A 14,550-nucleotide genomic window follows, 5' to 3' on the forward strand; every position below is an offset into this window, starting at 1 on the left:
ATGAATATGTCAAATAGTAATAAATCACAATTAACCGTAAAAAATACCTGGACGCTAACAGAAGCGCAGCGAAGAGTATGGTATATGGAACTGCTTAGTCCCAATACAACCGTTGCCTTGCTGAACAGCTTGCTTACCTTGCAGGGAACGATTATCGAAGAGAAGATTATACAGGCCATACATATGCTGGTTTCCCGGCATGATTCTCTTCAAGTGAGATTACGACAAATTGACGGTCAGGAGCCACAAATTTATACTGCTCTGTTCGAGCCATTCCATGTTGATGTACTAGATGTCAGGGGGGAAGGAGAAGAAACATGGCGGGAGATCGTCGATTTGCGTTCGCGCCAGCCTCTCATTCTATTTGACTCCCCATTGTTTGAATTCACGTTGTTCCGGACAGGAGAGTTGGAGGCTCGCTTGTTTTTGAAAATTCATCATGTGATAGCTGACGGTTATTCCTTGAACCTGCTTGGCAACGAAATCATTCACAATTATATGTCCTTGCTGCGTAATGAGGAGCTTCCATTGGAATCAGCGCCCTCTTTTACAGAACTTCTTAATAGCGAAGCTGCCTATCTTGATTCTTCCCGGTTCCTTAAGGATAAGGCATATTGGGACAAAGAATTTAGTACGTTGCCGCCAATCACAAGCTTATCTTTTTCCGAGCGCGCATCCCAGACGGCCACCAGTGAAGCCTCTTACAGTCGACATCAACTTCCCTCATCCCTATGCACAGACATTCATGAATTCTGCGAAAAACACCAAGTATCTGCCTTTAATTTGTTTGTAACGGCTCTATGTCTTTATCTCGCGCGACTATGCGGAGAAGAAGAGGTTGTATTAGGAACCATGTATGCCAACAGAACGTCTGCTGATCAGAAAATGATGGTCGGAATGCTCGTCAGCACGACACCATTTCGCATGCGCGTAGATGGTTCAATGTCTTTCGCTGACCTTTTGAGACGGGTGAAAATGAAGCAGGGCGAGCTAATTAGACATCAGAAATACCCTTACAATCGCATCATTCCTGAGCTCCGCGAGCGATTTGGTTTTACGGGATCGCTGCTGCCCATTTTCTTTAATTATCATCCTATGGCATGGGACACTGTTCCGGTAGATGCCCCTATACAATATGACACGATGCCTCTCGGAAATGGCCATCAAGATAACGAGTTAACCGTACACATCCGTGAAAATGTAAAAACTGGCGAGATGGCGATCCAAATCGATTATTTGACGGATCTTTTCGCAGTTGAAGATATACAGCGCCTGTTTGCGAGATTAATGCATGTACTCCGGGAAGGAATGGCAGCGCCGATGGAGGCGGTAGCCCAAATTAATGTAATGCCGCCGGAAGAACGCAGTGAAATCCTTGAATGCTTTAGTGCGGGCCAAAAATGTGATTGGCATCCCGGAGGTTTGCTGCATGAACAATTCGAGGAACAGGCCGCGAAAACGCCCGATCGGATGGCTGTGCTTTCGGAAATGGTCGGAAAGTCATTGACCTACGTCCAATTAAATGAACGTGCAAATAGGCTGGCCCGCACCTTGAGAAATCTGGGAATTGAGATGGGACACCCCGTGGCGATTATAGGTGAACGTTCGCCTGAAATTGTAGTGGGGGTTCTTGCCGTGCTTAAGGCTGGCGGAGCCTTCGTGCCTTTGGATTGCTCTTTGCCTCCCGAACGGCTTGCTTATATGTTGGCTGATAGTGGAGCCGGCATTTTGTTGACGGCCGCTTCCGTTAGTTTTGCTGTGCCTGAAGATTGCGTGATCTTGAATTTGCAGCAGGATGAATGTTATGCCGGTGATGCTGCGAATTTAGGCGTTCATTGTAGCCCAGAACAGCTTGCTTATCTAATTTATACTTCGGGGACAACGGGAACACCGAAAGGTGTTATGGTAGAACACCATAGCTGGATGCAGACGGCTTGGGCGTGGCGCCAAGAATACAAGCTTCAAGAAATGGAGGTTCGGCTGCTGCAGCTTGCCAGCTTCTCATTTGATGTATTTGCCGGTGATCTAGCCAGAGTATTGCCGAACGGGGGAGTACTCGTTTTTTGCCCGAATGAGGCTCGTCTTCAGCTGCCGCAGCTCCATCGGCTGATTGTAGAACATGGCATTACGCTGCTGGAATCGACACCTGCCCTGCTAGTGCCGTTAATGGACTATATTTACGATCATCGCCTGAGTACCGGTAAGCTTGAATTGCTTATTCTTGGTTCGGATCGCCTTGCGGCTAACGACTTCCTTCGATTGAATAGGCGGTTTGGCTCCAAGATGCGCATCCTGAATAGCTACGGGGTAACAGAGGCTTGTATCGATGCGTCTTATTATGAATTGGAACAGGGTGGACAGCTGTTTAATGAAGAAATTGTGCCCATTGGCAAGCCGCTTCCCCATGTCAAGCTGTATGTACTAGGGGCGGGAGGAACGCTGCAGCCTGTAGGAGCAGCCGGCGAGCTGTGTATCGGAGGAGAAGGAGTAGCAATAGGCTATTTGAATCGGCCGGAGTTGACGAGCGAGCGCTTCGCTGAAGACCCTTATGCGGCAGGCGGACGGATTTACAAAACCGGTGACCAGGCCCGCTGGATGCCAGATGGTAATTTAGAGTTTCTAGGCCGCATGGATGATCAACTCAGTATTCGCGGCTTCCGTGTTGAACCGGGAGAGATTGAAGCGCATTTGATGCAGTTCGGGGACATCCGCGAGGCGGTGGTTGCCAATATGTCCGATGCACAGGGAGAGTCTGTGCTTTGCGCCTATTATACAGGTGGAGATATTGAGTCGCAGATTGCCGAATTGCGGGCATTCCTTTCCACGAAGCTTCCGGACTACATGGTACCGGTCACATATATGAAGCTTGATCGGCTTCCCTTGACGCCGAATGGCAAGGTGGATCGTAAATCTTTGCCGAAACCTGATGCAATTGCATCCCACAAAGAATACGTTCGTCCAACGACAGGCGCAGAGCAGCAAATGGCGCTGTTGTGGCAGGAGGTATTGAATAAGGATGTCGTGGGACTCCATGATAATTTCTTTGAGCTCGGAGGCCATTCGCTGAAAGCGATGACGCTGCTGACGCGCATTCATCAGGAGTTTCAGTCCGAAATTGGCTTGCGAGATATCTTTCAATCGACCGATCTGAAGACATTGACTCAAGCGGTCACTTCAGCAGGCGAGCGGGTCTATGAGTCTCTTCTTCCCGCAGCGGAGCAGGATCATTATCCGCTGTCATCGGCACAGAAACGATTATATGTGCTGCATCAACTGGATGAAGCAGGTCTTGGTTACAATATGCCGGCTGCTTTTCAAGTTGCAGGTCATTTGGATAAGGAACGACTAGAAGAGGCATTTCAAGCACTTATTGCCCGCCATGAGGCGCTGCGCACCTCGTTTACGGTTGTGGACGGAGAGCCAATGCAGCAAATCCATGATGCCGCTGCTTTTGCCTTATCTTATGAGGAAACGGAACAAAGCAGAGCAGAAGAAAAAATCCAGGCATTCATCCGCCCATTTGATCTCGGTACTGCCCCACTACTGCGAGCGAAGGTCATTCATTTTGGGAAAGAGCGCCATTTGCTCTTGTTCGATATGCATCATATTATTTCAGACGGTATTTCCGTTCAAATTTTAACGGAAGAAATGGCATCTCTATATGCTGGAGAAGATAGCGCCCCGCTGAGGCTGCAGTATAAGGATTATGCGGTGTGGCAGCAAGAATATCGTCAGTCGCAAGCCTATATGAATCAGAAAGCCTATTGGCAGAAGGAACTGGCAGGTGAGCTGCCGGTGCTGAACCTGCCGGCTGATTATCCGCGTCCGGAGATGCGCAGCATCGAGGGTGGTCGAGCGGATTTTGAACTGAGAGGCGAGTTGGCGGAAGGGATCTGTAAGCTGGCGCAGGAGAGCGGCAGTACGGTGTACATGGTGCTGCTTGCGGCATATAGCACGCTGCTGTCTCGTCTTAGCGGGCAGGAGGAGATCATTGTTGGCACGCCAGTGGCTGGTCGTCCGCATGCCGACTTGGCAAACATTCTCGGCATGTTTGTCAATACGTTGGCACTGCGTACGCTTCCTGCAGGTACTAAACCTTTTTCCGCTTACTTGAAGGAGGTTCGCCAGACGGCATTATCCGCTTTTGAACATGGGGATTATCCGTTTGAGGAACTGGTGGAACAGGTTGTGAAGCAGCGCGACACAAGCCGTAATCCGATTTTCGATGCAATGCTTGTGCTGCAAAATTCCGAACAATCTATGGTTCAGCTTCCAGGCCTGCTTCTTTCCACTTATCCATTTGACTATATTGCATCTAAGTTCGATTTGACGCTCACGGTTACAGAAGAAGCCGAGGGTTTTTCCTTCACTTGGGAATATGCGGCGTCCTTGTTCAGTCGCAACACGATAGAGCGGTGGACAGCTTGTTTCCTAGAATTACTGCGCCAAGCGGTAGCATCGCCACATTCTCGATTGGACGAATATGTCTTGGTAAGTGGACAGGAAAGAAAGTTATTGCTTGAGCAATTTGCAGGGACGAAGGCAGATTATCGTTCTGACGCTACGGTGCTCACTTTATTTGAAGAGCAGGTTGCCCGCACTCCTGAGCTGCCAGCGGTTATTTTTGGAGACGAGGAGTTGAGTTACCGAGAACTGAATGAGCGAGCAGAACAGTTGGGAGCTGTGCTTCGCGCGCAAGGCGTAGGTGCGGAGACAATTGCCGCCGTAATGATTCATCGGTCTTGTGACATGGCGGTTGGTTTAATGGCTGTTCTGAAGGCAGGAGGAGCCTATCTTCCGCTTGATCCACAATTTCCGATGGATCGGATTCGTTATATGTTGAACGACAGTTGCCCTAAGGTTCTGTTGACTTCGATAGAGTACCGGTCTCTGGCGGAGGAGATCATCGGCAATAGTTCCGTTATTTATTTTGAGGATAATGAGCATCCGGATAGGGCTGCAGCGTTCATGAAAGGAAGAACTGTCGAGCCTGCGGATTTGGCATATGTGATTTATACATCTGGCACTACGGGGAACTCCAAAGGTGTTATGATCGAGCACGGCAGCTTGGCCAATACGCTTCAATGGAAAGCGAACCGCTACCGGTTTATAACTGGTGACAAGGCGTTAATGTTGAATCCTTTCATTTTCGACTCATTCGTGACCCACTTTTTTGGCCCCCTTGTGTCAGGAGCGGCGGTTGTTTTGTTGAACGATCAAGACAGCAAAGATCCGTTGGCCATTCGTGGGGTCATCACAAAGTGTCGCATTACCCATATGCAAAGTCCACCGAGCTTCTATTCGGCATTGCTGGAGAGTATGAATCCCGATGACTGGCGCACGGTACGAAGCGCTGTGCTGGCTGGGGAAGCCGTTGGGACAGCGCTCATCAGCCGTTTGAAGTCGATGAATGCCAACATGGAATTGATGAATGAATATGGTCCGACCGAAAATACCGTAGTGACGACTGCGATTGAGCTAGAGCCAGAGAAGGCTGTTACAATTGGGCGCCCGATTCCAAATGTACGAGTATATATTCTTACCTCACAAGGGCAGCTCACTCCGCTCGGCGTACCAGGGGAACTGTGTATTGCCGGTTCTGGCGTAGCGCGCGGTTATCTCAACCGAACACAGTTAACAGCTGATAAGTTCACCTCCGATCCTTTCGTGCCCGGCGAACGAATGTATCGAACCGGCGACTGGGCACGCTGGCTGCCGGATGGAAGGCTGGAGTATTTGGGTAGAATCGATCATCAGGTGAAAATTCGCGGCAACCGTATTGAGCTCCAAGAAATTGAGGCGCATCTATTGACGCTTCCAGGCATAAGAGAGGCAGCCGTTACGGTTGTGGGGGAAGCGGAGAATATCGGTCTGTGCGCTTACTTTGTGGCGGATCGGGATTACCCGGTAAAGGAGCTGCGGACAGCACTTGGCAAAACGTTGCCGTCCTATATGATTCCTGCTTATTTTATTCCGATGAAGCAGATGCCTCTCACCGTGAACGGCAAATTGGATCGACGGGCATTACCTTTGCCAACCGGACAGTTGGAGAAAGACAGCAAGTACATTGCCCCGCGGAATCCTGCTGAACAGGAAATGGCAGAGTTGTGGCAAGAGGTGCTTGGTATCAGTCTGTTAGGCGTGGGGGACGACTTTTTTGAACGAGGCGGGCAATCGTTGAAAGGGGCCGTTTTGGTAGCGCGCATCCAGAAGCAACTGCAGGCCGACATCTCACTTCGTGATCTGTTCCAGTATCCTACCGTGGAGACATTGACTGATGTAATAGTGTCCCGGAAGAACAAAGCATTTAGAGGAATTGGACAAGCTGAAACCCGGGAACATTATCCGCTTACCTCTGCACAGAAGCGAATTTATGTGCTCCAGCAGTTGGAGGGAGCAGAGGTAAGTTATAACATGCCAGCCGTTCTTCGAATGGAAGGCATGCTGAACCGGATGCTTTTCGAAGAAATTTTGCAGCAACTGGTTGCTCGTCATGAATCGCTGCGAACTTCCTTCATGATGGCAGACGGAGAGCCAGTGCAGAGCGTACACGAAAAAGTAGCGCTTACAGTTGACTATTGTGACGTGGAAGAAGAGCAGCTTCATTCGATGATCTCAGAATTCATCATTCCCTTCGATCTCAGTCATGCGCCACTTCTACGCGTGAAAATTGTTCGTGCGGCAAGTCATCTCCATTATGTGTTGTTGGACATGCACCATATTATTTCTGACGGCGTGTCGATGGACATATTCGTCAAGGAATTTACGAGTATGTATGCCGGGAAAGAATTGCCCCCGCTGAAGCTGCAATACAAAGACTATGCGGTGTGGTACCAAGAATACGTGCTTAGCGATTCTTATCGGGAGCAGGAAAAATACTGGCTTGATCATTTTGCGGGCGAGCTGCCGGTTCTGCAGCTGCCAACCGATTTCGCGCGTCCGGCATTGCGCAGTTTTGCAGGCGACCGGGTTGATTTCAAGCTGGGGAAAACATTGTCGGAAGCAGTACAGAAGCTGGCGCTGGATAAAGGGGTTACCGTCTACATGGTGTTCTTGGCCGCGTACAGTACTCTGCTCTCCCGTTTGAGCGGTGACGAGGAGGTTATTGTCGGCTCGCCGGTAGCCGGACGCCCGCATGCGGATCTAGCGGACATGATGGGGATGTTTGTCAATACGCTAGCATTGCGCACGTTCCCTTCCGGACAGAAAACATTTGCCGAATACGTTGAGGAAATCAAGCAAACAGCGCTCGATGCTTTTGACCATGGCGAGTATCCCTTTGAGGAACTGGTAGATCGAGTTGCCATCCAGCGCGACATGAGCCGAAATCCGCTCTTCGATGCCGTATTTGTACTGCAAAACGCGGAGAACTCCCTTCTGGATCTTCCTGATTTGAAAATCGAGTCCTGTGCGTTTACGGATAAGCAATCCAAGTTTGACCTTACCTTGATGATATCCAAGAGAGCGGATGGCTACCATGGTTCGTTGGAGTTCGCTTCCGCCTTGTTTACGCGGGAAACGGTCGAACGGTGGTCAAACCATTTGACGGAGCTGTTGAATCATGTGACGTCTGAGCCGGATACGACACTTGGCGAAGCAAGGTTATTAAGTGGAGCAGCCGCGCTCAATCAACTGATGACATTCAGCGGCTTGCCAGTCCAAAAAACCACGTCTCAAACGACAATTCATCAACGTTTTGAAGAAATAGCCGTCCTATATGCGGATCGGACAGCCATCATGTGCGGTGAGCGGCATTTCACTTATGCGGAGCTGCGCCTTCAAGCGAATCTTGTTGCCGCCATGCTGCGGAGGGAAGGTATACAGCCGCGATCAGCCGTAGCCATTATGGCGGAACGCTCGATCGAATTCGTCGTTGCGGTACTGGGAATTCTGCAGGCGGGTGGAGTCTATGTACCGCTCGATCCAGATGCGCCTGAGGAGCGACATCTGTATATATTGGGTGACTGCGGAGCAGAGTTCCTGTTGGCCGTACAAGAATTCAAAGCACCTGTTTCATACCAAGGGACGGTTATCACGCTTGATGGCGGGGTTCTTCTAGATGAAGCGTTAACAGCGCAAGAGGATTTGAAGCGCTTGGGACTTGAAGAAGCACACGACAGCGACTCCGATTACCCGGCTTATATCCTGTATACCTCGGGTACAACGGGAAGACCAAAAGGCGTACTGGTGACACATGGAAATGTACTCAATCTGGTGAATAACGATGGATACGTGCCGTTCCACGCCCATCACCGCTTCGCGCAGACCGGATCGGTAAGCTTTGATGCGGTTACGTTCGAAATATTTGGAGCGCTCCTGCATGGAGGCTCTTTGCATCCAGTTGAGAGGGATGTGCTGCTGGATGCTCATCGGATGGGGCCGTTTCTGAAGGATCATGGAATCACAGTCATGTTTTTGACGACCTCGCTCTTTCATCACCTGGCCGATGAGGATGCGGGTCTGTTTACTGGCGTAGAACATCTGATTATGGGCGGAGAGGTTCTGTCGCCGAAGCATGCGTTTGCAGTGAAGGAGGCATGTCCGGGACTGACGATCTGGAACGGTTATGGTCCTACCGAAAACACGACCTTCTCAACTGCATTTGCAGTTATGGGAGAAAACGGCAAAAGAAACATCCCGATCGGCCGGCCAATTAAGGGGACAACAGCCTACGTGCTGAGCGCTCAGGGGCAGCTGCTTCCAGTAGGAGTGCCTGGAGAATTGTGCCTTGGAGGCGCAGGCGTCGCTGCAGGATATTGGAATTTGCCAGAGCTTACGCAGGAAAAATTCGTACCGGATCCTTGGATTGAAGGCGGACGCATGTACAAAACTGGGGATTTGGTTCGCTGGCTGCCGGACGGAACGCTCGAATATTTAGGAAGAATCGATCAGCAGGTCAAAATACGGGGTTACCGGATTGAACTTAGCGAAATCGAAGCGCGGATGCTTCTTCATGATGACATTCGCCAAGCGGCTGTCGTGACATGGGAAGAGCGAACGGGAAGTGAGGCTTTGTGTGCTTATTACGTGGGGAGCAAACGCCTGGAGCCGACCGAATTGAGGCATCACCTGAGCATCGCTTTACCTGAATATATGGTTCCTGCGCATTTTGTGCATTTGTTGGAGCTTCCGCTTACAAGAAACGGCAAGCTGGATCGGAAGGCGCTGCCGGAACCCGTAGAAGATATGGCGAGAGCCTCCAAATATACAGCTCCACGAACTGTTACGGAAGCTAAGCTCGCAGAGCTTTGGCAGGAAGTATTGCATGTATCTCAAGTGGGGATCCACGACAACTTCTTTGAACTTGGCGGCCACTCACTAAGAGCGATGATACTCGTATCTCGCATTCATCAGAGTATGGGTAGTCCTATTGCCATTCGGGACGTATTTCGGTACCCGACCGTTGAAGCCATGGCACTGACTGTGGACGGAATGGCTGAAATCACTCATGAAGGCCTGCAGTCTGTTGGGGAGCGGGAATATTATCCACTGTCTTCTGCACAGAGAAGACTATATGTTCTGCAGCAGCTCGAAGGAGCGGAGCGAAGCTATAATATGCCTGCGTCGCTGCTGCTCAATGGACAATTGAACGTAGCAAGATTGGAATCCGCTATACAGGAGCTGACGATTCGCCATGAAGTCCTTCGCACACGTTTTGATTTCGTAAATGGCGAACCCGTTCAAATCATTGGCCCGGAAGCTGATTTTTCGCTGTCATTCCGCGATGTCGAGGAGGATCAGCTCCAAGAGATCATCCAGAATTTCATTCGTCCTTTTAATCTGGAACAAGCGCCGCTGCTGCGCATCCAATTGATAAAGCTGGCAGATACACGGCATCTGTTGTTGTTTGACATGCATCATATTATTTCCGACGGCACATCTATGGAGATATTCATAAAGGAACTCACGAGTCTGTATATGGGAGAGAGCTTGCCGCCGCTATCTCTTCAATACAAGGATTATGCAGTATGGCAGAACGCGCAGGAGCATTCCGAGGCGTACAATCTGCATAAGGAATACTGGCTGGAGCAGCTTGAAGGAGAACTTCCGGTTCTTTCCTTGCCCTATGATTTTGTTCGTCCGCCAGTACAAAGCTTTGCAGGAAGCCATCTCGATTTCTGGATAGATGCGGAATTGACCGACAAATTGCGCAAACTCGCGCAAAATACGGGAACTACCTTGTTCATGGTACTGCTATCTGCGTATAGCGCGTTTCTCTCAAGGATATCCGGTCAGGAAGATCTGATTGTCGGGACGCCTATTGCCGGCCGTCCTCATGCTGATTTATCCAATATTCTAGGAATGTTCGTGAACACATTGGCAATTAGATCGACGCCATCCAGGGAGAAAACATTTGCCGAATATCTTGAAGAAGTCAAGCAAATTTCTATCGCAGCGTTTGAACATGCGGAATATCCGTTCGAAGAGCTTGTCGAGCAAGTGGTTCAACAACGGGATGTCAGCCGAAATCCGATTTTTGACGTCATGTTTGCACTGCAAAACATGGAACAATCCGAGCTTCAGATGCAGGGAGTAGAGGTATCTCCGTTTGAACTGGAGAATCCTACTGCGAAATTTGACTTGTCCTTGTTCGTCAGTGAATGGGGAAATCAGCTTCATTGCAGTCTAGAATACGCAACAGCCCTGTTTGAAAGGGACACGATCGGACGTTGGCAACAAAATTTCATCCAATTACTGCGGCACGCGGTCGATGAACCGGGGATTGCACTCGGTAAAGTGAATTTGCTGAGTGAACAGGAACGGAATAAGCTGTCGTCTTGGCATGTCGGAAGTTCCATGGAGATTCCAGATGCGACCATTCATCAATTGTTCGGAGAGCAGGCAGTTAAGACTCCGTATGGCATTGCTCTGGTATGTGGTGAAACCATGGTTACTTACCAAGAGTTGGATCAACGTTCTGATCGAATTTCGCTTGCTTTGCAGCATCGCAACATAGGGGAGGGCAGCATAGTCGGCATTATGGCTGGTCGTTCTCCTCATATGATAATCGGCTTATTAGGGATTCTTAAAACAGGCGCGGCTTTCCTGCCTATCGATCCGTCCTACCCGGAGGAGCGTATTGCTTATATGCTCGAGGATTCCCAGGCAGCTTGCTTGCTCATCGATTCAGAACGGATGGCTCAAAGCTTCGCCTATGACGGAACAATGCTGATAATGAGCGAATTGCTATCTGAGAATGATGAAATTAGAAGAAGCGTCCATGAGTCGACTGAGGTTTCATTGGGCGAAGAAAATGGATTGCCGATTTACGTCATTTATACTTCCGGGACTACGGGCAACCCTAAGGGCGTTATTTTGAATCATCGAAACCTTATCAATCTTGTGCTTTATCAACATAAGCATACGGACATACCTTTTCATAAAAATGTGCTTCAGTATGCTTCCTACAGCTTTGATGTCAGCTACCAGGAAATTTTCACTACGCTGCTTGCGGGCGGGACGCTTCATGTCGTCGATGAGGAAATGCGTCGGGATCCCGTCGCGCTCTTCCGATATATCGAGGATCAGGACATAGAAACGATTTATTTGCCTGCTTCCTTTGTAAAGTTTGCATGGAATGACCCAACTTATGAATTCGCGTGGCCTAGCAGCGTGCGTCACATCATAACAGCAGGAGAGGCGTTGGTTGTCGGAAAGTCGCTGCAGCGTTATTTGGGCGGGCGTGGGGTGACTCTTCATAATCACTACGGGCCTTCCGAGACGCATGTTGCTACTACGTACACGGTTACGCCGAATGATATCGGGACAAAGCTTCCTCCAATCGGCAGACCGATCAGCAATTCTTCTGTTTATATTTTGGATCCGCTGGGCTGCCCGCAGCCGATAGGTGTTGCAGGTGAGTTGTGCATCGGGGGTGCATGCGTCGGAGAGGGTTATTTGAAGCAGCCTGAACGTACTCGCGAGAAGTTCATCACCAATCCCTTCTCTTCCGGTGAACGGATGTACAAAACAGGTGATTTGGCTCGTTGGTTGGCGGATGGGAACATCGAATATTTAGGCCGTATGGATCATCAAGTGAAGATTCGTGGATATAGAATTGAACTTGGTGAGATCGAAAACCGGCTTCTCGGGATCAAGGAGGTTCGAGAAGCAGCCGTTGTCGTACATCGGGATGAGGACGGCAATAACGAGTTATGCGCCTATATCGCAGGTGAACGCGAGTTTTCTTCTGCCGAGCTGCGCGAGGCTCTCGGGGCGGTAATGCCGGATTATATGATTCCTACATTCTTCGTCCAGCTTGAGAAACTGCCTGTTACACGGAATGGAAAGGTCGATCGCCAGTTGCTGCCGAAGCCGGATGGCGCCAAGGTGGGCAAAGATTATCAGGCTCCACGAACAAATATGGAAACCAAGCTTGCATTGTTGTGGCAGGAAGTGCTGGGTGTTGAGCGCGTGGGCGTCCATGACAATTTCTTTGAATTAGGCGGTCATTCTCTGCGGGCGATGACACTTGCATCTCGTATTCGCCAGGCTTTTGATGTGGAAGTTCCATTGCGCTTGTTCTTCCAGGCGCCTACGGTAGAAGGATTGGCAGCGGCAATGGAAGCCTTAACTTGTCATACGTATGAAGAACTGCTGCCTGTAGAAAAGCAAGCATATTATCCGCTATCCTCTGCTCAAAAACGGCTGTACTTGTTACAGCAATTAGAGGGGGTGGGACTTAGCTACAATATGCCGGTGGCGCTGCAGCTCGAGGGGGCATTGGATAAGGTTCGTCTGGAAACCGCGCTGCAGGCGATGGTCAGCCGCCACGAGTCGCTGCGTACTTCGTTCATTGTCGTGAATGGAGATCCGGTGCAGCGGGTTGAGGATGATCCGGTGTTGCGCGTGATTTATAAGGAATTTGAGGGGGCGGCCGTTGAGAAGCAAATCCAAGCATTTCTCCGTCCGTTTGACCTTAGTGAGGCCCCGCTGCTGCGCGCGGCCGTGATTCGTCTCGGCGAAGAACAGCACCTGCTGTTGTTTGATATGCATCATATTATATCGGACGGCACGTCGATGAATATTTTTATAGAAGAATTTATGAAGCTGTACGCCGGAGAACAATTAGAGCCGCTGCGGCTGCAATATAAGGACTATGCTGTATGGCAGCAGAAGTATGCACAGATGCCATCGTACCGCGAGGTGGAAGCTTACTGGCTGGAACAGTTTGCAGGCGAATTGCCGGTGCTGAACCTGCCGGTTGATCATTCGCGCCATGCATTGCGCAGCTTTGAAGGAGGCCAAGTAGACTTCGAGCTGGGCGATGGACTTGCTTCGTCATTGCACGAGTTGGCACGAGCGAACGGGGCCACGTTGTACATGGTGCTGCTTGCAGCATATAGTACGCTGTTATCGCGTCTTAGCGGGCAGGAAGAGATCATTATCGGCTCGCCGGTGGCGGGAAGGCCGCATTCTGATCTGGAAGGCATGCTTGGAATGTTCGCGAATACCTTGGCGCTGCGGATGTATCCGGTCGCAGACAAAAGCTTCGCCGTTTATTTGCAGGAAGTAAAGCAGACGGCGCTTGGGGCTTTCGAGCATGGAAACTATCCGTTCGAGGAACTGGTGGAACAGGTCGTTCGCCGGCGCGATACGAGCCGCAATCCGATTTTCGACGCGATGCTCGTCTTGCAGAACACAGAACAGGTGGAGCTGGAGCTTCCGGGACTGCGTTTATCCTCTTATCCGTTCGACTATAACGCGGCGAAATTCGACGTGACCCTATCGGTACGCGAACACGAGGAAGGAATGCGCTGCTCGCTCGAATACAGTTCTATGCTGTTCGATCGAGAAACGATTGAACGTTGGGCGAATCATTTTACGGAGCTGCTGCGTCAGGTCTCTGCTAATCCGCAAGTCAGGCTGAATAGTGCCGGCTTGCTGGCGGCGGCCGAGCAAGAGCAGTTAATGGTTCAGTTCAACAACTCGAAGGTTCCGATTCCTGTAGAGGCAAGTATTCCTTCCCTGTTTGAGCGGCAGGCGGCGAAGACGCCTGATCGTCCGGCAGTGGTGTACGCGTACCAGCGGTTGACCTACCGGGAGCTGGAGGAGCAGGCCAACCGCATAGCGCAATGGCTGCAGGCTCATGGCGTGGTGGAGGAAGAGCGCGTAGGTGTCTTGATGAACCGTTCGCCGCAGCTCATCGCCGGTCTCCTGGGGATTTTGAAAGCAGGTGCTGCTTATGTGCCGATTGACCCTATTCTGCCTAAGGAGCGAATGGAGGGGATGATCCGGGATTCCGGGATGCGGGTAATGCTGACGGATTCGGTTCAGCTTGGAAGTGTGACAGTAATGCAGGCCACATCGCTGCGTGATGTATTATGTCTGGATGATGGATTGACGAAAGAAATGGTCGGTCTGCTGGGTATGATGGAGCATGTCAATCAGGCAAGAGGCTTTGATGGTGTCCATGAATGTGACGATAAGTGCGACAATCAGGGCGACCATGAAGGCGTCAATATTGGCGATAATACAAGTGTTGGCGGTGAAGCGATCCCAATCTCCTTCAGCGAAGAGCTGGCCGGGTATTCTTCTGCACCTGTCGGC

The 14,550-nt window shown here is 50.4% G+C and carries 1 protein-coding gene (only partly in view); it reads left to right on the forward strand.

Annotated features, from left to right (window positions below; translation table 11 throughout):
* Positions 1–14,550 carry part of the coding region annotated (locus tag PBN151_RS22720) for a non-ribosomal peptide synthetase (protein ID WP_370510447.1) on the forward strand (this coding region is incomplete at its 3' end). The annotated region continues 14,240 nt past the right edge of the window, so 14,550 of the 28,790 annotated nt are shown.

Source organism: Paenibacillus sp. NAIST15-1 (assembly GCF_001894745.1).
Lineage (GTDB): Bacteria > Bacillota > Bacilli > Paenibacillales > Paenibacillaceae > Paenibacillus_B > Paenibacillus_B suaedae.